At 66.0% G+C, this 18,524-nt stretch carries 19 protein-coding genes; 15 read left to right on the top strand and 4 right to left on the bottom strand.

Features of this window, described 5'->3' with window-relative positions; all coding sequences use genetic code 11:
• Positions 1-411: 411 nt before the first annotated feature.
• The 15 genes from B2W22_RS13475 (at position 412) to B2W22_RS13545 (ending at position 14,137) form a co-directional block, all read left to right on the top strand.
• Positions 412-1,218, top strand: coding sequence for a MetQ/NlpA family ABC transporter substrate-binding protein (locus tag B2W22_RS13475; protein WP_239216405.1), 807 nt, complete (start codon positions 412-414; stop codon positions 1,216-1,218).
• 22 nt (positions 1,219-1,240) lie between these two features.
• Positions 1,241-1,834: an NADPH-dependent FMN reductase gene (gene ssuE, locus B2W22_RS13480; RefSeq protein ID WP_056565117.1), complete on the top strand. Its 594-nt coding sequence runs from the start codon at positions 1,241-1,243 to the stop codon at positions 1,832-1,834.
• A 14-nt stretch (positions 1,835-1,848) separates the two neighbouring features.
• Complete coding sequence (gene ssuD / locus B2W22_RS13485; protein WP_175123748.1) at positions 1,849-3,021, top strand: FMNH2-dependent alkanesulfonate monooxygenase; 1,173 nt, start codon at positions 1,849-1,851, stop codon at positions 3,019-3,021.
• Entirely contained in the window at positions 3,021-3,860 is an 840-nt protein-coding gene (locus B2W22_RS13490; protein ID WP_175123747.1) for an ABC transporter permease subunit, read from the top strand. The genes ssuD and B2W22_RS13490 overlap by 1 nt, the downstream gene beginning before the upstream one ends.
• The gene (locus tag B2W22_RS13495; RefSeq protein WP_175123746.1) at positions 3,860-5,089 is read left to right on the top strand and encodes an acyl-CoA dehydrogenase family protein; all 1,230 of its coding nucleotides are present in this window, start codon (positions 3,860-3,862) and stop codon (positions 5,087-5,089) included. The genes B2W22_RS13490 and B2W22_RS13495 overlap by 1 nt, the downstream gene beginning before the upstream one ends.
• A 10-nt stretch (positions 5,090-5,099) precedes the next feature.
• Positions 5,100-5,900 (top strand): methionine ABC transporter ATP-binding protein, encoded by an 801-nt coding sequence (locus B2W22_RS13500; protein WP_286938113.1) that lies wholly within the window; start codon positions 5,100-5,102, stop codon positions 5,898-5,900.
• A complete protein-coding gene (locus B2W22_RS13505; RefSeq protein ID WP_056566920.1) occupies positions 5,900-6,562 on the top strand; it encodes a methionine ABC transporter permease in 663 nt (220 codons plus the stop codon). Before B2W22_RS13500 ends, B2W22_RS13505 begins: the two co-directional genes overlap by 1 nt.
• 15 nt (positions 6,563-6,577) lie before the next feature.
• A complete protein-coding gene (locus tag B2W22_RS13510; protein ID WP_254594972.1) occupies positions 6,578-7,411 on the top strand; it encodes a MetQ/NlpA family ABC transporter substrate-binding protein in 834 nt (277 codons plus the stop codon).
• 34 nt (positions 7,412-7,445) lie between these two features.
• Positions 7,446-8,345: an ATP-binding cassette domain-containing protein gene (locus B2W22_RS13515; RefSeq protein ID WP_286938115.1), complete on the top strand. Its 900-nt coding sequence runs from the start codon at positions 7,446-7,448 to the stop codon at positions 8,343-8,345.
• A gap of 67 nt (positions 8,346-8,412) precedes the next feature.
• The gene (locus B2W22_RS13520) at positions 8,413-8,628 is read left to right on the top strand and encodes a TOBE domain-containing protein (protein WP_175123743.1); all 216 of its coding nucleotides are present in this window, start codon (positions 8,413-8,415) and stop codon (positions 8,626-8,628) included.
• Between the two features lie 132 nt (positions 8,629-8,760).
• Positions 8,761-10,293, top strand: a complete 1,533-nt coding sequence (locus tag B2W22_RS13525; RefSeq protein WP_286938117.1) for a DUF3300 domain-containing protein — start codon at positions 8,761-8,763, stop codon at positions 10,291-10,293.
• A 23-nt stretch (positions 10,294-10,316) separates the two neighbouring features.
• Positions 10,317-11,165, top strand: coding sequence for a DUF2950 family protein (locus tag B2W22_RS13530; RefSeq protein ID WP_286938119.1), 849 nt, complete (start codon positions 10,317-10,319; stop codon positions 11,163-11,165).
• Between the two features lie 197 nt (positions 11,166-11,362).
• A complete protein-coding gene (locus B2W22_RS13535; RefSeq protein WP_056565095.1) occupies positions 11,363-12,343 on the top strand; it encodes a hypothetical protein in 981 nt (326 codons plus the stop codon).
• The gene (locus tag B2W22_RS13540) at positions 12,327-13,127 is read left to right on the top strand and encodes a polysaccharide deacetylase family protein (protein WP_175123740.1); all 801 of its coding nucleotides are present in this window, start codon (positions 12,327-12,329) and stop codon (positions 13,125-13,127) included. The genes B2W22_RS13535 and B2W22_RS13540 overlap by 17 nt, the downstream gene beginning before the upstream one ends.
• Positions 13,128-13,129: 2 nt before the next feature.
• Positions 13,130-14,137, top strand: coding sequence for a sterol desaturase family protein (locus B2W22_RS13545; RefSeq protein ID WP_175123739.1), 1,008 nt, complete (start codon positions 13,130-13,132; stop codon positions 14,135-14,137).
• 127 nt (positions 14,138-14,264) lie between these two features.
• Here the strand turns inward: B2W22_RS13545 and B2W22_RS13550 are convergent, their stop codons facing one another.
• The 4 genes from B2W22_RS13550 to B2W22_RS13565 are packed head-to-tail and all read right to left on the bottom strand — an operon-like array spanning position 14,265 to position 18,522.
• On the bottom strand, positions 14,265-15,191 hold the full coding sequence (locus B2W22_RS13550) for a hypothetical protein (protein WP_286938122.1): 927 nt from the start codon (positions 15,189-15,191) through the stop codon (positions 14,265-14,267).
• Between the two features lies 1 nt (position 15,192).
• Complete coding sequence (locus tag B2W22_RS13555; protein ID WP_286938124.1) at positions 15,193-17,109, bottom strand: hypothetical protein; 1,917 nt, start codon at positions 17,107-17,109, stop codon at positions 15,193-15,195.
• Entirely contained in the window at positions 17,102-17,944 is an 843-nt protein-coding gene (locus B2W22_RS13560; protein ID WP_175123737.1) for a hypothetical protein, read from the bottom strand. Before B2W22_RS13560 ends, B2W22_RS13555 begins: the two co-directional genes overlap by 8 nt.
• The gene (locus B2W22_RS13565; RefSeq protein ID WP_286938125.1) at positions 17,944-18,522 is read right to left on the bottom strand and encodes a DUF4123 domain-containing protein; all 579 of its coding nucleotides are present in this window, start codon (positions 18,520-18,522) and stop codon (positions 17,944-17,946) included. The genes B2W22_RS13560 and B2W22_RS13565 overlap by 1 nt, the downstream gene beginning before the upstream one ends.
• Positions 18,523-18,524 lie beyond the last annotated feature (2 nt).

Genomic DNA, 18,524 nt, shown 5'->3' on the forward strand with positions numbered 1-18,524 from the left:
GCCCCGCGCACCCCGGGCCGCCACCGTGCCGGACGTCTTAAGAACTCAATCACCGCGCCGGCCACCACGTGCCGGACGTCTTAAGAACTCAATCACCGCGCCGGCCGCCACCGTGCCGGACGTCTTAAGAACTCAATCACCGCGCCGGCCGCCACGTGCCGGACGTCTTAAGAACTCAATCACCGCGCCGGCCGCCACGTGCCGCACGTCTTAAGAACTCGATCACCGGACCCACGCCGCACCCGACGTCTTAAGAAGAACCCAACCCTCCACCAGCAACCAAATCACCATCCGCGCTAACAACCCCACCCTGTGCACACATAACCTCATATCGACTAAGTATTTTTCGCCCGCAAACCCCGATGACAGAATCACCTCATCAAGCATTCACCTCATCGGACACAAAACGAAATGGCCTCCTTGCTCCGCCTCCTGACCACAGCAGCACTCACGCTCGCGTTCACCACAAGCGCACAAGCCCAGAACAACAGCAAGGACACCATCACAGTAGGCATCTCCGTAGGCACCGCTGAAAAAATCTTCGACGTCGTCAAGCAAGTCGCCGCCCGCGACGGCCTGCAGATCAAGCTCGTCAAATTCAACGACTACCAACTCCCCAATGCCGCCCTCAACGCCGGTGACCTCGACGCCAACGCCTTTCAGCACAAGCCCTTCCTGGACAACCAGATCAAGGCACGCGGCTTCGACATCGTTCCCGTCGGCCTTACCGTCACCGCGCCGCTAGGCTTCTACTCCCGCAAGATCAAATCGCTCGACGAGCTGCCCGAAGGCGCGTCCGTGGGCATTCAGAACGATCCCTCCAACGGCAACCGTGCCCTGCGTCTGCTTGCCGCCTACAAGCTCATCACCCTCAAGCCCGAGGCCGAGCAGAAGAACACCGCCACGCCGCTTGACGTCGTCTCCAACCCCCGAAAGCTCAAGCTGATTGCGCTCGACGCTGCGCAGCTGCCACGGTCTCTTGATGATCTGACCGCTGCGTCCATCAACAACGACTACGCCGAACAGGCCGGTCTGGTGCCCGCCCGCGATGCCATCGGACGAGAGGCTGCCGATGGCCCCTACGCCAACCTCATCGCCGTGCGCACCAAAGACCGCGACCAGCCCTGGGTCAAGAAGCTGGTCTCCGCATATCAATCGCCCGAAGTCCGCGCCTACATCGAGCGCGAATTCAAAGGCTCGCTTGTTCCCGCCTTCTAACGCATTGCCCCGGCAGATCATCATGAGCATCCTCACCCTGGCGGGCAGCCCGTCGCAGCGGTCCCGTTCCTCCGCATTGCTCCGCCACGCCGCACAGATCCTGCGTGCACGCGGGTTAGGCATCAGCGAACTCGGCCTGCGTGACATCCCCGCCGAAGAACTCATCGAAGGGCATTACACCGGCGCGGCCGCCGGCGCCCTGCGTGCGCGGGTCGCGGCTGCCGATGCCGTGCTCATCTCCACGCCCGTCTACAAGGCGTCGTTCTCCGGCGGCCTCAAAGCCGTGCTCGACCTGCTCGATGAAAAGGCGCTCGCCGGCAAGGTCGTCCTGCCCATCGCCACTGGCGGCAGTCCCGCGCATCTGCTTGCCCTCGAATACGGCCTCAAGCCCGTGCTGTCCGCGCTGGGCGCGCGCCACATCCTGGCCGGCGTCTACGCCACCGACAAACAGGTTCGCCTCGACGAGTTGGGCAACGCCGACATCGACGACGACGTGCGCGGGCGGCTGGAGGATTCCGTCGAGCGCCTGTCCGAACACGTGCAGCCGCGCGCCGGCGCCGTTCACCCTGCCTACGACCTTGGCCGCCTCGCGCTCGCGGGCGGATTCAGCGTCTGATCCGGAGTTTCAGCATGGATGTTTTCTGGTTCATCCCCACGCACGGCGATTCCCGTTACCTTGGCACCAGCCGTGGTGCGCGCGCCGCCAGCTATGACTACTTCCGCCAGGTCGCCGTCGCCGCCGACACCCTCGGTTATGACGGCGTCTTGCTACCCACCGGGCGGTCCTGCGAAGATGCATGGGTCGTCGCCTCCAGCCTCATCGGCGCCACCCGCAACCTGAAGTTCCTGGTCGCCATCCGCCCCGGCGTCAGCTCGCCGCAGGTGTCCGCGCGCATGGCCGCCACCTTCGACCGTCTGTCCGAAGGCCGCCTGCTCGTCAACGTCGTCACCGGCGGTGACCCTGGCGAGCTCGAAGGCGACGGCGTCTTCGTCAGCCATGACCAGCGCTACGCCATCACCGCTGATTACCTCAAGATCTGGCGCGGCATTCTTGAAAACAGCCACCAGGCTGAAGGCTTCAGCTTCGAAGGCGAGCAGCTCGTCTCCAAGGGCGGCAAGGTCATCTATCCGCCCGTCCAGAAACCGTACCCGCCGTTGTACTTTGGCGGCTCGTCCGAAGCCGCGCACGAACTCGCGGCCGAACAGCTCGACGTCTACCTGACCTGGGGCGAACCGCCCGATGCCGTTGCGCGCAAGATCGCCGACGTGCGCGCCCGCGCCGCGCGGCATGGGCGCACCGTGCGCTTCGGCATCCGGCTGCACGTCATCGTGCGCGAGACCAACGAAGCGGCGTGGGCCGCGGCCGATGAGCTCATCAGCCATCTCAGCGAAGACGCCGTGCAGGCCGCGCAGGCCGCGTTCGGCAAGATGGATTCCGAAGGCCAGCGCCGCATGGCCGCGTTGCATGGCGGCAAGCTGACCGACGGCAACGGCGGCCGCGCGCACCTGGAGATCTCGCCCAACTTGTGGGCGGGCGTCGGCCTCGTGCGCGGCGGCGCCGGCACCGCGCTGGTCGGCGATCCCGAAACCGTCGCCGCCCGCATCCAGGAGTACGCCGACCTCGGCATCGACACCTTCATCTTCTCCGGCTATCCGCACCTGGAAGAGTCGTACCGCTTTGCCGAACTGGTGTTCCCGCTGCTGCCCGGCAAGGGCGAGCGCAAGCCGGGCAGCACCGTGCTCACCGGCCCCTTCGGCGAAGTCATGGCGACCGAGCTGGTGCCCAAGGAAGCGGCAAGCTGATGTCTGCCCCGCGCAAGCCTCCCAGCCCGAACCTGCGGGCCGCGCCTTGGCTGGTGTCCGTTCTGGCTCCCGCGCTGTCTCCACTGCTGGCCTCCCTGTTCGTCCTCGCGGCATGGCAGGCCGCCGCGCAGGCCGGCTGGCTGTCCGGCCGCCTGCTGCCCGCGCCATCGACGGTTGCCGCCGCCGCGGTGGCGCTGGCGCGCAGCGGCGAGCTGTGGAGCCATGCGGGCGCCAGCCTGCTGCGCGTGCTCGCAGGCCTGGTGTTGGGTGGCGGGGCGGCCTTGATCCTGGGCGCGATGAACGCCACCGCCCGGCGCGCCGGCAAACAGGCCGACACCTTGCTGCAGGCGTTGGGCGTCGTGCCCGTGCTCGCGTTTGCGCCGCTCATCCTGCTGTGGCTCGGCGTGGGCGAGGCGGCCCGGCTGGCGCTGCTGTCGCTGGGCGCATTCTTTCCGATCTACCGCCAGACGGTGCGCGGTATCCGCGCGGTGGATCCCGGATTGATCGCCACGGGCAGGTCTCATGGCCTGCACGGCTGGGCGCTGTTCCTGCACGTCATCCTGCCTGGCGCACTGCCGTCGATCCTGACGGGGCTGCGGCAAGGCTTGGGACTCGCGTGGCTGATCCTGGTGGCGTTGGAAGTGTTTGCGGCGCCGTCGGGCGTTGGCCTGCTGGCCGAGCACGGCCGCATCGCCGCGCGCGCCGACCTGCTGTTGCTCGGCATCGCGCTGTATGCCGCGATGAGCGCGGCGTCGCAGGCGCTGGTGCACCTGCTTGCGCGCCACCTGCTGCGCTGGAGCCCGGCGCATCGGCCCGAACTGTTTTCAAGGATCGATTGATGGCCAAGATATCCCTGTTGCGCCAAGCGCGCCACGATGAAGGCGCCAGCGCCGGAGCGGCCGATGCGACCGATGCGGCCGGCGCTGCGTTGGAAGCGTTGGCGGCCGAACTGGCTGCCACCGCCGTCGAACGCGACCGCGCGGGCGGTCATGCGGCCCATGAGCGCGAACGCATCCGCGCCAGCGGACTGCTTCGCCTGTCCATTCCCACCGCCTACGGCGGCACGGGCGCGGAGTGGTCCACCGTGCTGGCGGCGGTGCGCCGCCTGGCCGAAGTCGACAGCGCGCTCGCGCACGTGTTCGGTTTTCATCATCTGCAGGTCGCCGGCGTGCTGCTGTACGGCACGCCCGAGCAGCAGGCCTACTTTCTGGCGCCCACCGCCGAGCGCCAGCTCTTCTGGGGCAACGCGCTCAATCCGCTGGACCGCCGCGTCATCGCCCGCGCGGAGCTGGACGGCTACCGCATCGACGGCGTGAAAAGCTTCAGTTCCGGTTCGGTCGGATCGGACCTCCTGACATTCTCGGCCTGGCACAAGCCTTCGGGCACCGCGCTGATCGCCGCGTTGCCCACGCAGGCCGACGGCATCACCGTCAATCCCGACTGGGATGCGTTCGGCCAGCGCCAGACCGACAGCGGCACGGTGCGCTTCGATCACGTGCGACTGGAAGCCATCCAGGTGCTGCAGGCGCCGGGCGTCACCCCCACCGCCCGCGCCACGCTGCGTTCGCAGGTAGCGCAACTCATCATGACCAACCTTTATCTGGGCATCGCGCGCGGCGCCTTTCACGAGGCACGCCGCTACGTGCGCGACGAGGCGCGGCCGTGGTTCGCATCCGGCGTTGATCGCCATGTCGACGATCCCTACGTGCAGGAGCGCTTCGGCGAATTCTGGCTGCGCGTGCAGGCGGCGGAGGCGCTGGCCGATCTGGCCGGATTGAAGCTGGACGCGGCGCTGGCGCGCGGACCGTCGGTCACGGCGCAGGAACGCGGCGACGTCGCGGTGGCCGGTGCACAGGCCAAGGTGCTGGCGCATCGCGCCGCGCTGGCGGTGGGCTCGGAACTGTTTGAAGTGACAGGGGCCAGCGCCACTTCCGCGCGTTACGGCTACGACCGCTACTGGCGCAACGCGCGCGTCCACACCCTGCATGACCCGGTGTCCTACAAGATCCGCGACCTGGGTCGGTACGCGCTGCTTGACCAGGCGCCCGAACCCACCGCCTATTCCTGATGCAATCGCAATGACCGATATTCCCGACATCCCCGCCGTGCCGCAGCCCGTCATCTGCCTGGATGCGGTGAGCAAGTCGTTTGCCACGCGTGCGGGACGCTTTGACGCCGTGCGCAACGTGTCGCTGTCGATCCGCGCCGGCGACACGTTCGGCATCATCGGAAAGAGCGGCGCGGGCAAGTCCACGCTGCTGCGCCTCATCAACCTGCTGGAGCGGCCGGACGAGGGCGCCGTGCGCGTGGCCGGCACCGAACTCACCGCGCTGTCCAAGCGCGACCTGCGGTCGGCGCGGCAGAACATCGGCATGATCTTCCAGCAGTTCAACCTGCTGCAGAACGAGACCGTGTTCGAGAACGTGGCCTTTGCGCTGCGCGTGCACGGCGGGCGCAGCAAGACGCAGATCGCCGACCGCGTGCGCGACTGCCTGGAGATCGTAGGCCTGACCGACAAGGCGGCCAGCCATCCCGCGCAGTTGTCGGGCGGCCAGAAACAGCGTGTGGCGATCGCGCGTGCGCTGGCCAGCGAGCCGGCCGTGCTGCTGTGCGACGAGCCCACCTCCGCGCTCGACCCCGAAACCACGCGCTCGGTGCTGAGCGTGCTGCGCGACATCAACAAGCGCCTGGGCGTCACCATCGTCATCGTCACGCACGAACTGGCCGTGGTGCGCGCACTCTGCCGTCATGTGGCCGTGATGGAAAACGGCGAGGTGCTGGAACAGGCAGAGATCTCGGGCGCCAACGTGCACCTGTCCTCGCCGCTGGGCCGCGAGTTGATTCGCGAAGCCACCCACCCCTACGAAGAGGTTGCATGATGCTGGACACCTTTGTGCAGTTGCTGCCCGAACTGGGCGTGGCGGTCGGACAGACCTTTCTGATGCTGGCCATTGCATTGGCCGCCTCCATCTTGCTCGGCGGTCCGCTCGGCATCCTCGTGTTCCTGACCGGGCCCGGCCAATCGCTGGACCGTCCGGTGCTGCACCGGTTGCTGAGTTGGACAGTGAATACCGTGCGGTCGTTTCCTTTCATCATCCTGCTCGTCGCGCTGGTGCCGTTTACGCGGGTGATTGCAGGAACGTCGATCGGGCCGGTCGCCGCAGCGGTGCCGCTGTCGTTCGCGGCCATTCCGTATTTCGCGCGGCTGGTCGAGCAATGCCTGCGCGAGGTGCCGCGTGGCGTGATCGAAGCCGCGCACGCCGCGGGCGCATCGGAATTGCAGATCGTGCGCCGCGTGTTGCTGGTGGAGGCGCGTTCGGGCCTTGTGCTGGCCTTGACGGTTCTGGCCGTCAGCTTCCTGTCCTACTCGGCCGTGGCCGGCGTGGTGGGCGGCGGCGGCATCGGCGACCTGGCCATCCGCTATGGCTATTACCGCTTCCAGACCGACGTGATGGTGCTGACCGTGGCGCTGCTCGTGGTGCTGGTGCAGATCATCCAGTTCGCCGGCAATACCGTCGCGCGACGCATCGACAAACGCTGACCCCAAAGGACACTCATGCTGCTTACCAATCGCCTCGCCCCGACGCTCGCCGTGCTGGCCGTGTTGGCCTTCGGGGGAACCGCCCACGCGGCCGACCCCGCCAAAAAAGAAATCGTGTTCGGCGCGACGGCCGGGCCGTACAGCGACCAGATCAAGCTGGGCATCAAGCCCATCCTGGAAAAGCAGGGCTATACGGTCAAGATCGTCGAGTTCAACGATTACGTGCAACCCAACTTTGCGCTGGCGCAGGGCGCGCTGGACGCCAACGCGTTCCAGCACATCGTCTACCTGAAGAACTTCGCGGCCAAGAACAAGCTTGAACTGTCCGAACTGGTCAAGGTGCCGACCGCGCCCATCGCCATCTACAGCAAGAAGTACAAGCGCGTCGATGCGGCGCCCGACGGCGTGAGCGTGGCGGTACCCAACGATCCCACCAACCAGGCGCGCGCGCTGGTCGTGTTGCAGGAATTGGGTTGGGTGAAACTGCGCGACGGCTATGACCCCTTGCAGGTGTCTGAGAAGGACGTGGCGGTCAACGTGAAGAAGATCAAGATCATCCCGCTGGAAGCCGCGCAACTGCCGCGTTCGCTGGAAGACACCGACTTCTCGTTCGTGAACGGCAACTTCGCGCTGGCCTCAGGTCTGAAGCTGACCGAGGCGCTGGCGCTGGAAAAGACGACGCCCACCTACCAGAACCTGGTGGCCGTGCGCACGGCGGATCGCGACAAGCCGTTCGTCAAGGACATCGCAGCGGCCTACGCGTCGCCGGAGTTTCTGGCGGTCACCGAGAAGTCGTTCGCCGGCTTCGTGAAGACCGACTACCAGCAGAAGCTGGAGGCGGCTCGCTAGGGCCGCGGACAGGGGCATACGCCGGCAGGCCGCCATGTTCATCCACCCCAACGAGTTCGAGCTCTTCCAGCACCTGCAGGCGCCTTACCGCGCCGAGCGGGACAACGCGCCGGACGAGGACGCCGCGCGTCCTGCGCCTCTGCGTGTGACGTTGCGCAGGCTGGCCGGGCGTGTTGGCGGCGACGTGCTGCATCCGCTGGACCTTGACATTGCCGCGGGGGAATTCGTGGCGGTGGTGGGGCGTGCGGACAGCGGCAAGCGCGCGCTGCTGCGGATGCTGGCCGGCGAAGCCACCCCGACCGGCGAACAGGGCGGCGCGCCGCAGCGCTCGCCCGTGCTGTTAGACAACTTTCCGCTGTGGGCGCCAGACCATCGTGTTCGCGCGTTGCGGGCGGATGCCCGCCTGCTGCCGTGGAAGCGCGTGATCGACAACGTCGCGCTGGGATTGCCCGAGCGCGACCGGGCGCTTGCCGCGTTGCGGCAGGTGGACCTGGCGCGCCACGCCAACGAGTGGCCCGCCAGCCTGACCGACGCGCAGTGCCAGCGCGTCGCGCTCGCCCGCGCGCTGGCGCACCGGCCCGGCCTGCTGCTGCTGGACGAGCCCCTGGGCCGGCTGGACGCGCTGGCCCGGATCGGCATGCAGGGCGAGCTGGAAGCCGCATGGCGCCGGCAAGGCTTTACCGCCGTGCTGGCCACCCATGACGCCGCCGAGGCGGTGGCCGTGGCGGACAGGATCCTGGTGCTGGACGCGGGCCGCGTGACGCTGGACGTGCGGGTGGACCTGCCGCGTCCGCGCGTGCGCGGATCGGCCGCCTTTACGGCGCTGGAGGCGCGCGTGCTGCGCGCCGCGCTGGGACAACCCGACACGCCGGGTCCGGACGGCAGGCCGCTTGCGCCTGTCATCCAGATCCGGCATCTGAGGCTCGCGGTCTGACGCCGCGGGCCGGCAGGCACAACCCGGCGCCGCCCTGGCGCCATCCTCACCTTTCAGGAGCAACACCATGAGCATCCAGTCCATCAATGCCCGCAACCAGTTCCGCGGCAAGATCAAGGAAATCATCCTCGGCCCGGTGGTGTCCGAAGTCGACGTCGACACGCCCGCCGGCATCGTCACGTCGGTCATCACTACCCGCTCGGTCAAGGAACTGGACCTGCAGATCGGCACCGAGGTCCTGGCATTCGTGAAGGCGACCGAGGTGTCCGTCGCCAAGCTGTAGGCCGATAGGCGCGGTTCGGGCGTACTACCGCTGGCGCTTCCAAACGGCCAGCGTTAGGCATATATTGTCTTCGCGATATCCGGCGGTTCCCTCCTGGCTTGTGGCGTCTTGCTCTGTGTGCGGAGAACGGAAATGCGGCGACTGCGAACGTGGTTCTTCGGCCTGATTTGCCTGGGGCTGTCACTCTCTTTTCCCGCCATGGCGCAGACCAAGCTGAGCAACGCTCAGCTTGATCAGTTGATGGCGCCCGTGGCGCTCTATCCGGACGCGCTGCTGTCGCAGATCCTGATGGGATCCACGTACCCCGATGACGTCGCGGCGGCGGCCAAATGGTCGGCCGCAAACGCCAACCAGTCCGGCGATGATGCGGTGCGAGCCGTCGACGCCGAAACCTGGGATCCCAGCGTCAAGTCGCTGGTGGCCTTTCCCTCCGTCATGGACATGATGGGCCGCGAGCCCGGCTGGGTGAAGTCCGTGGGCGACGCGTTCCTGGCGCAACCCGAGGCCGTCATGGATTCCGTCCAGCGGCTGCGCACCCAGGCGCAAAAGGCCGGCAACCTGAAAAGCACGCCGCAACAGACGGTCAAGACCACCACCGCGAATGACAAGACGGTTGTGGTGATCGAGCCGGCGGATCCCCAAGTCGTCTACGTGCCCAGTTACAACCCGACGGTGGTCTATGGCGCGTGGGCGTATCCGTCGTATCCGCCTTATTACTATCCCCCGCCGCCGGGGTCGGTGTTTGCCAGTTCGCTGGTGGCCGGGATCGGATTCGGCATCGGCGTCGCGGCGATCAATTCGATGTGGGGCGACGCGAACTGGGGGCATGGCGACATCGATATCGACGTGGATCGCTACAACAACATCAACGTCAACAATCGCATCGACCGCAACAACGTCAACAACAACCGGTCGACGTGGCAACACAACGCCGCCAACCGCGGCAACGCGCCGTACGCGGACGCCGCCAACCGCCAGCGTTTCGACAGCCAGCGGCAGGCCGGCTTGCAGAACCGCGCGCAGGCGGGCGGCCAAGGGCTTGGCGCGGCGGGCGCGGCGCCGGTGGCCGGGTCACGCGATGCCGCCAGGCAGCGGGCGGCGCAGTCTTTTGAAGGGCGGACCGGGCAGCCGATCGCGGGTCATTCCGGCGCGGACGGCGGACGCGGCCAGGGGGCAGGCCGGGGCGACGGCGCGGCGGGCCGGGGGCAAGGGCAGGGGCCGCAAGCCGGACAGGGCGGACGGGACCGCAGCGCCGGGACGGCCGGAGTCTCGACCCAGGATCGCGCTCAGAACAGGTCAACCGGCGTCTCGACCCAGGATCGCGCTCAGAACCGGGCAACGGGCGTCTCAACCCAGGATCGTCCGCGCGACGGCGCGTCCAGCGTCGGGACGTCCGGCATCTCGATCCAGGACCGGCAGGCCGCCGCCCAGCGCCAGCGCGCCGACGAGACGGCCGCGCGCGACCGGGCGCGCGCGTCGAACAGCCACAACGCGCTGAGCGGGGCGGGCGACGGCGACCGCATGCGGCAGCAGAACCAGCGCGGCGAAATGAGCCGCGGCGGCGGCGGGCATCGCAGCACCGGCGCCAGCGCGCCGCATCGTGGCGGCGGGGCAGGCGTCCATCGCGGCGGTGGCGGCGGGCGCGGCGGCGGCGGCCGGAGATAGGCACCATGGACAAGGGACTTTCTATGACGATCGCTCGTTTGCGCGCGCTGTGCGTGGCTTCGGCCCTTGGGCTGGGCGTGGCGGCGCCCGCCATGTCGCAGGCCGTGTATCCCAGCGCCCAGGCGGCGGCGCAGGCGTTTACCGATGCGCTGGCCTTGAACGACGTCGACGCCCTGCGCACCGTGCTGGGTCCGAACCACCGGCAGCTCGTGCCGGGCGGCGTCGATCAGGAAAACATCTATCGCTACCTGGCGGCGTGGGTGCGCAAGCACGACATCGTCGCCGACGGTGGGCGTTCGTGGGTGGCGGTCGGCGATTCCGGGTGGACGCTGCCGGTGCCGCTGGTGCGCGCCGGCCAGGGATGGCGATTCGACCCGGTGGCGGGCAAGGCGGAGATCCAGCGCCGCGCCATCGACCGCAATGAGCTGACCGCCATCGAAACCCTGCAGGAACTTCAGGCCGCGCAGACCCGGTATGCGCAAGGGGTCGGCCAGGGCCGGTACGCCACGCGGCTGGTCAGCCGAGCCGGCGAGCGCGACGGCCTGTACTGGCCCGACGTGCCCGGTGCGCCGCAGCAGGCCTTTGGCCCGGATGCGCTGGCGATGGGGCCCGACGTGCCCGTGGACGACGCGTTTTTCGGCTATCGCTACAAGGTGCTGCCGGGTGGCGCGGGCAATACGTACCGCATCGTGGCCTGGCCCGCGCGTTACGGGCACACGGGCATCGGCACGTTTGTCGTGGGGCCGGAAGGCGGCGTGCTGGAGAGTGACCTGGGACCGTCCTCGGCTTCCCGCGCGGCGGCCTTGCGAGACGCCGATATCCGAACTGGAAACTGGGTGGATGCGAACGGTCAGCCGGCGCCTGCCAGGTAGGTTTTTTCGGGGCCGTATGCCGCTTTTCACGTGCCTGTTGCGGGGTCGCAACAGGCTTGCGTGTTTGCCGTCAAAGCCTGCCGCCGCGCCGCGTTTCCGTCGTCACCTGTGACCCATTTGTCAGGCGCCTGTGCCTAAAATGGCGAGCACCGGGTGCCTGCCCGATTTCCCCTTGCCGGATCTCCAAATTGAACCCCATGTCTTTTGTCCGCTACGCCCTGTTCGGCGTGGGGATGGCGCTTAGCGCCGCGGCGGCTTCGGCCCCGATTTTTGTCCTGAATTCCCTGGACGCCAACGTCAGCATCATCGATCCGGCCACCTACAAGGAACTGCGGCGCGTGCCCACCGGCAAAGAGCCGCATCACCTGTATCTGACGCCCGACGAAAAGTCGCTGATGATTGCCAACGCCACCGGCGATTCCATCACGCTGATGGATCCCAAGACGGGCGAAGTGCAGCGCACGCTGACCGGCATCGTCGATCCCTACCAGCTGCAGTTTTCGCCGGACATGAAGTGGTTCGTCACGGCGGCCAACCGCCTGGACCACATCGACATCTATGCCTGGAAGCCGCTCGAAAAGGGCTTTGACCTGACGCTGGTCAAGCGCATCCAGGCGGGCAAGACGCCCAGCCACATCATGATCGACAAGCACAGCACGACGGCCTACGTCTCGCTGCAGGACAGCGATCAGCTCATCGCCATCGACCTGGCCACGCAGACGCCCAAGTGGACGGTTTCCACGGGCAAGACGCCCGCTGACGTCTTCCTGACCCCCGACCAGAAGACGCTGCTGGTGGCGCTGACGGGCGACTCGTACGTGGAAGCCTATGACGTCAGCAACGGCCCGGCCAAGCTGGTCAAGCGCATCCAGACAGCGGCGGGCGCGCACGCCTTCCGCGCGCAGGGCGACCACCGCCACCTGTTCGTCAGCAACCGCACCGCCAACTCGATCAGCCGCATCGACCTGCAGACGCTGGCCGTCGTCGACACCTTCCCGGTGCCGGGCGGCCCAGACTGCATGGACGTGCTGGCCGACGGCAAGACGCTGCTGGTCACCTCGCGCTGGGCGCGCAAGCTGACGGTGGTGGACCTGGAGCAGAAGAAGGTCGTCAACCAGGTGCCCGTGGGCAAGTCGCCGCACGGCGTATGGACCCTGAATCATGCGCCGACCCGCTAAGGGCAAAGCCCGGTCCGCGGTCCTGTGCCTGGCATTGGCGACCTCGGTCGCCGGCGCGGCCCCGCAGGCCACCTGCGACAAGCCTGTCTACCTGACGTTCGACACCGGCCACATGGGCGTCGCGCCGCTGGTGGCCGACGTGCTGGCCCGTCACCAGGTCAAGGTCACTTTCTTTCTGGCCAACGAGCGCACGCTGACCGATGGCACCAGCCTGGACGACGTGTGGGCGCCCTGGTGGAAGGCGCGCGCCGCCGAAGGCCACGCCTTTGCCTCGCACACCTACGACCACGTCTACTGGCAGGGCGACCTGCCGGGCGGCAAGTTCCGCGTCAAACCCAGCGCCGGGCCCGACGCCGGCAAGCGCGCCGAGTGGACCGCCGAGCAATACTGCGCCGAAATCAAACGGTCCGTCACCCGGTTTCACCAGATGACGGGCAAGAACATGCTGCCGCTGTACCGCGCGCCCGGCGGCAAGACCTCGCCCGCGCTGCTGAAGGCGGCCAAGGCCTGCGGCTTCGAGCACGTGGGCTGGTCGCCGGCCGGGTTCCTGGGCGATGAGCTGCCCAGCGACAAATACCCCAACGCCAAGCTGCTGGACCAGGCGCTGCGCACCATCAAGCCCGGCGACATCCTGCTCGCGCACCTGGGCATCTGGTCGCGCCAGGACCCGTGGGCGCCCGGCGTGCTGGAACCGCTGATTGAAGGTTTGCAGCGCAAGGGCTATTGTTTTGCCACCTTGAACACCCATCCGGCCTATCGCGACTGGATCGCCACGCATCACTGATCATGGATACGCTTAGCCAACTCTTCGGGGACAGCCAGCAATGGCTCTTCGAGACGGCGATTCAGCCCGCGCTGTTCCACCTGGGCCTGAGCAACTTCATCGAGGACGCCTACGACGCCACCATGTGGCTGCTGGTCGGGCTGATCCAGATCGCGGTGCTGGTGCTGGTCCTGGGCCCCCTGCAGCGCCTGCGTCCCGTGGAGCCGGTGACCGACCGCCGCCAGATCGGCATCGACGTGCTGTACACGCTGATCCACCGTCTGGGCGCCTTCCGGCTGCTGCTGTTCTTCACCATCGACCCGTTCTGGGACAGCATCTTCGGCCAGCTGCACGTGTGGGGCTTTGCGCCGTTCCAGCTGGATCAGTACTGGCCGGGCGTGACCGACAAGGCATGGGTCAGCCTCATCATCTACCTGCTGCTGTTCGATGCGGTGGATTACTTCTACCATCGCGCGCAGCACCGTTTCGGCTGGCTGTGGGCGCTGCATGCCGTGCATCACAGCCAGCGCCAGATGACCATCTGGAGCGACGACCGCAACCACCTGCTCGACGACATGCTGCGCGACGTGCTGGTCGTGTTCGTGTCGCAACTGGTGGGCGTGCCGCCCGCGCAGTTCGTCATGGTGGTGGCCATCACCCAGTTGGCGCAGAGCTTCTCGCACGCGAATCTGCGCATGCACTTCGGCGCGCTGGGCGAACGCCTCCTGGTCAGCCCGCGCTTTCATCGCCATCACCATTCCATCGCCTACGACGCCTCGTCGCCGGGGCCGGTGGGCGGCTACAACTTCGCCGCGCTGTTTCCGATCTGGGACGTGCTGTTCCGCACCGCGCGGTTTGGGGTGGGCTACGGTCCCACGGGCATCCATGACCAGCAGGCCGAGCTGGGCGGACGCGACTACGGACGCGGGTTCTGGTCGCAGCAATGGCTGGGCATCAAGCGCATGATCGGCCGCGACCGCGAACCCGTGGCGGCGCCGCCGGCCCCGCCGGCGGGCATCGAGCGGGCGTGAAGTCGCGACCGGCAGGCCTGTCACACCCTTCCGCATCGACGACTGCTGTTTGAAGGCCTTCGGCACGCGACTCCGCATTTCCGAAGCGCATCGCCGAGGCTCAGCGCTCCGTCAACGGGGATGCGGCTCAAAGCCCCGCAGGCAACACCGCCGGATCCCGGCGGCGCACGGTCTCGAGAAAGCGCTCCAGCAGCTCGTCGCGTTGGCCAAGCGAGGCCAGGAACGCCGGTGTGCAGGTGATTTGCGCATAGGGTGTCCGCATTAGCGGGTGGTCGATATGCGCGGGGTTGGGTAAGCCGAGCAGATCACGCAAGCGTAGGACGGCCAGGATTTCCGTAGGGTGTACGGCCAGGAGCGGCGTGCTGAACTCGAACTCTTCGGCGTTGGTTTCGTGCTCGCGATAGGTGATGGCGATGCGGTCCACGTGGACGTCGCAGGCGGAGAGGAGTGCGGGCAGGAATTTGTCGAGGTCGGGTTCGCGCCATTGCGATACCAAGGGCGCCCAGGCCGGATCGCGAGGCAGGGCGTGCTTGTCCAGGTCCAGGGGTTGGCCTAGCCAATTGCTGATGATGGTCAGGCCGAAGCCGGCGTAGCGCAAAGTCGAGCCGATAGGTAGGTCGTGGCCATCACGAACACCATAGCCTCCTTCGATGCCCGCAAGCACAGTCCGGTATAGGATTTTTGCTAGTTCCGGGCGGCCCAATGCGACAGATCCAAACATCAGGGCAGTAAGGCCATCGAGGTCTTCGACATCATCTCGAGTCGTTCCGTGAAGGCGGTGAACTCGAATAACGTAAGAAATTGTCCTTCGCGAAAGGCCAAGAGCCATGAGGTCTATGGCTTGGCTGAGCCGACCTCCTTTTGCGTCTAGAAGACCTTGCGCGCACATTTGCATTCCATACTTGTACAGATCTATAGCCGCCAACCCTGGTTTGTCGCTCTCGCCGGACAGATATCGGGTCAAGCGATCACTCGGTGGCCACATGTCCTTTGCCCACTCATCAACTTTTGGTAGGGTTTTTTCCAATCTTGATTTTGTTCTCTTCTGTTCCATATCACATCCCTGGCCAATCGTTGAGCTGAATACCCGAGCCCTGACCAACGCCTTTCCCTACGAGGGAGTTGATATTCCCATTAGCATCGAGAAATACCTGAGCGTGCATAAATCTGATGTTGCCATCCGCCCTTGCATTCTCAATAACCTCCAATTTCTCCATAGCAGAGGGATCTAGTTCCAACAACCTCTCACGCTTCCAGTACGGTCCGCCGCCCTCTGCCAGTTTTGCCACCCGTTTAGTGTTGTATTCCCCACCCAACCTCTGCGTCTCCCTGGAAAGCTCCGTCGTCTTACCCTTCCCCAACGTGGTCTTAACTTCCACCACGATCAACGTCTCCTCCGCAAACGCCAACGTCTTGTACTCAGACGACCCCCGTAATCCCTCGATGTGATCCCGCGCCTCGGACTTCGGCACGCGAATCTGCATTTCCGGTGGCGGCGGCACCCTGACCAGCATGTCGAGTCCGTGGCCGCTCCTGTTCTTCAGGCCAAACTTGCTGGGGCCATCATTTTTCACGTTGTAGCCCAGGATGTTCTCCGGCTTTACGCCCCAGTGGCGCACCATCCCAGCCGCGAAGATCTCCTCGCCCGCATCGCCCACCACGTTCCGAAGACCTCTACCCTTGCGCGCGGTATCGATCATCACCGCACGCAGGGCGACCCGCTCTCGAACGCGATTGACGATGATGGAAAAATCACCCGAGCCCGTCTTCGCATCAACGTTCAACCTGGATTTATTGGTATCCGGGGAATAGGTTTCGACTACCCGCATGCTGCCCCCGCCCGGGACACGCTCGCGGGTGTCGACCACCGTTTCCAGCACCGTCGCCTCGCCATGCTTATGCTGCCCCAGCCGCCTGAGCTTTTCCTCGCTCAGCATCTTGGTGTCCACCTTCACCGCTTTGTCGCCGATCCGGCGCATCATCCAGCGGGCGGATCCGAAGACGGACGGCGTGAGCATCGCCAGGTTGATGCTCATGAAGACCTGCTTGCCGCGCTCTTCCGCAGTTTTGGGGTCGGACAGCGCGGCAAGCGATTCGAAGAATTTCTCGCCGATGCTCAATCCTTCGCCGGTGATCATCCGGTTTGTGCCATCCGCCATCGCATCCAGGGCTAGCGCACGATCAATGGCCACGAATAGGTAGCGCAGGTTCGAGGCGGCCCCGCGCACGCCCAGCGCGAGTTGGCCGGCGACGGGCGCAAATGCCAGCAATGCCGTGGCGACCTCGAAGAAACCCTTGATGGCCTCCCAGATGTGGATCTTCGCCTTGGCGCGCTCAAAGCCGGCGGCCAGATCCTTGGCCGCCCGTTCGATGAGGTACAAGCCCGTTGGGATGTCCCACGTGAACGGCATGCTGTGACTTATCTGGCCATCATCACCGATGTACTCGGTGCGGTTGGCAGTCTGCCACGTGACCGTGGTGAAGGTCAGGTAGTAGAGCTTGCCGCCCGCGAACACGAAGTTGCGCTGGATCTGAAACCCGAGGCCGTCGCGGGTTCGCTGGCCGAACTCGTCGAGCACGGCGGGCGACAGCACGTCATCCGCGATCTCATCGTCCAGGCAGATGATTTCGCATTCCTGCACCGACAGGAACGCGCTGAACTCCGCCAGGCCCGCGTCGCCGTATGCGGTGCCGAATTCGTGCAGCACCCGGAGCAGGAAGGTATCGCGGTAGTTGCGTTCCTTGTTCCGGATCCATGGGTTGTCCATGAACCACCGGTACGTTGCGGCGGTTCCCTCGGAAGGGATTCCCAGATACAGGTCGGCATTGCGCGGGCCGCCATCCGGGTTCAGGGAGAAGATCGGGCCCGGCATGGGGCATTCGGTGCAGATCTTCTGGGGGGCTGGCAAGGTTCCGTCTGCCGCATCCTGCGCCAGCTTGTTGTAGCTTGCCGCCACGGCATCGTTACTCAATGACCTTCTCCATCAGGGCTTCACGGTGCGAGAGAAAAAATCCTTTCAAGTGGTGCTGATAGTCATGTGGCTGGCTGGCGGCATCGAGCGTCTGCACGAGGCGCACGAGAAACAGGTTGTTGGAGAACGACTGACCGTAGGTCAGCCCGAGCAGAAGGCTTCCGTGGAAGTTCTGCAGTTGGAGCCGGTCAAGGTCCCGGATGGCGTCACTTGGCTTGGGCAGCGGTATGCCCTGTGCCTCGTACGCGACCTGGATGTGTCCTGGGAGCTTTTCGCGGCGGATGGGGGGCAGTCCATTGCCGAGGCGAAAGCCCATTTCGAAACGTTCGAACAGCGGCAGGATCTGGTGGGGCTGACAACCGCGGATGTGCGCCATCCGCTCGAAGGCAAGCCAGGTGTGCCCGGGCGTGAACCGTTCGGGGGGGATGCTCAGCGATTGCACGGCTACGTCGATCAGCTCGGGCAACACGGCCTCCAGCGCCCGGCGCGTATCGAGCACGGCGTCCATGGCCAACGCAATGCGGGCGCCTGGCTCCATGCCAGGCGCGTCCAGATATTTGTCGATTTTCCCCAGGAAAAACGGATCCTGATCCCACATGGGGCCGAGCAGCAAGCCGGTAAGGATATAGAAGCTGTAATAGCCGCCTTCGCCAAATCCGCTTTCGATGGCCTGGCGCCCCGCGTTTTGAACATAAGGCTCGACCAGTGCCTGCGACGCAGGCAATCGAGGCAGTACGGCTGCCAGGGCGCCGCGGATGTACTGAATCAATTGGCGGTCGGTCTCGCGAGTTGCCGCCAGCTCAAGTTGTTTTCTATTGAGGGTGAGCAGGGCCATTACGTCTGCCCCGATTCAGGAGGCGCGTCTGTCCAGAGCAGATACCCGTTGCGGCCCGGATGGTCCCAGCCTTGCTCGAAGTTAGGCGCGACTTGCCGCGATAGGGCAATGCGCGGCGCGTGAAGGTGGAAAGCCTCGACGCCCTTGTGGCCAAACAGCCTCGTCAGGACTTCGGGCGCGTGGGCGATGGAGTCGATGTAGAGACGTAGCGCCGCGGGATCACCCAAGCGCAGGTAGTAGCGGCTGCCGCCATCCTGGAATTTGGTGAACCGGCGAAGACGCGACGCGATGGCATCGATGTCATCGCGAGCGAGCAGGACGGTCAGCGCAAATGTGCTGATCGTGCTGCCCAGCCAGTGGCCGAAGGCTGACTCGGCATGAGCCTGAAACAGGCACGGCGCATGTTGCTCCAGCGCGCTTTGCGCTTCCAGCTTCCACAACAGCCGGTAGGGTTGATCGTGAAACTCCAGCCGGGCGCGCAGCTCAGGGTGCGCCGACATCTCCGCAAGAAAGAGGACGTGGGCGCCGCGCGACGACGCATCGATGCCCCGGTCCGCAAGCCACTGGTGAAGGTTCATCC

This window comes from Achromobacter sp. UBA4530 (assembly GCF_002388205.1).
Taxonomy (GTDB): domain Bacteria; phylum Pseudomonadota; class Gammaproteobacteria; order Burkholderiales; family Burkholderiaceae_B; genus Achromobacter; species Achromobacter animicus.

Coding starts and splice junctions, on each gene's coding strand:
- B2W22_RS13495 (WP_175123746.1), top strand. CDS start 3,860: ATGGCCAAGATATCCCTGTTGCGCCAAGCGCGCCACGATGAAGGCGCC.
- B2W22_RS13530 (WP_286938119.1), top strand. CDS start 10,317: ATGACGATCGCTCGTTTGCGCGCGCTGTGCGTGGCTTCGGCCCTTGGG.
- B2W22_RS13560 (WP_175123737.1), bottom strand. CDS start 17,944: ATGGCCCTGCTCACCCTCAATAGAAAACAACTTGAGCTGGCGGCAACT.
- ssuD (WP_175123748.1), top strand. CDS start 1,849: ATGGATGTTTTCTGGTTCATCCCCACGCACGGCGATTCCCGTTACCTT.
- B2W22_RS13545 (WP_175123739.1), top strand. CDS start 13,130: ATGGATACGCTTAGCCAACTCTTCGGGGACAGCCAGCAATGGCTCTTC.
- ssuE (WP_056565117.1), top strand. CDS start 1,241: ATGAGCATCCTCACCCTGGCGGGCAGCCCGTCGCAGCGGTCCCGTTCC.
- B2W22_RS13475 (WP_239216405.1), top strand. CDS start 412: ATGGCCTCCTTGCTCCGCCTCCTGACCACAGCAGCACTCACGCTCGCG.
- B2W22_RS13565 (WP_286938125.1), bottom strand. CDS start 18,522: ATGAACCTTCACCAGTGGCTTGCGGACCGGGGCATCGATGCGTCGTCG.
- B2W22_RS13500 (WP_286938113.1), top strand. CDS start 5,100: ATGACCGATATTCCCGACATCCCCGCCGTGCCGCAGCCCGTCATCTGC.
- B2W22_RS13535 (WP_056565095.1), top strand. CDS start 11,363: ATGTCTTTTGTCCGCTACGCCCTGTTCGGCGTGGGGATGGCGCTTAGC.
- B2W22_RS13520 (WP_175123743.1), top strand. CDS start 8,413: ATGAGCATCCAGTCCATCAATGCCCGCAACCAGTTCCGCGGCAAGATC.
- B2W22_RS13490 (WP_175123747.1), top strand. CDS start 3,021: ATGTCTGCCCCGCGCAAGCCTCCCAGCCCGAACCTGCGGGCCGCGCCT.
- B2W22_RS13505 (WP_056566920.1), top strand. CDS start 5,900: ATGCTGGACACCTTTGTGCAGTTGCTGCCCGAACTGGGCGTGGCGGTC.
- B2W22_RS13525 (WP_286938117.1), top strand. CDS start 8,761: ATGCGGCGACTGCGAACGTGGTTCTTCGGCCTGATTTGCCTGGGGCTG.
- B2W22_RS13550 (WP_286938122.1), bottom strand. CDS start 15,191: ATGGAACAGAAGAGAACAAAATCAAGATTGGAAAAAACCCTACCAAAA.
- B2W22_RS13515 (WP_286938115.1), top strand. CDS start 7,446: ATGTTCATCCACCCCAACGAGTTCGAGCTCTTCCAGCACCTGCAGGCG.
- B2W22_RS13540 (WP_175123740.1), top strand. CDS start 12,327: ATGCGCCGACCCGCTAAGGGCAAAGCCCGGTCCGCGGTCCTGTGCCTG.
- B2W22_RS13510 (WP_254594972.1), top strand. CDS start 6,578: ATGCTGCTTACCAATCGCCTCGCCCCGACGCTCGCCGTGCTGGCCGTG.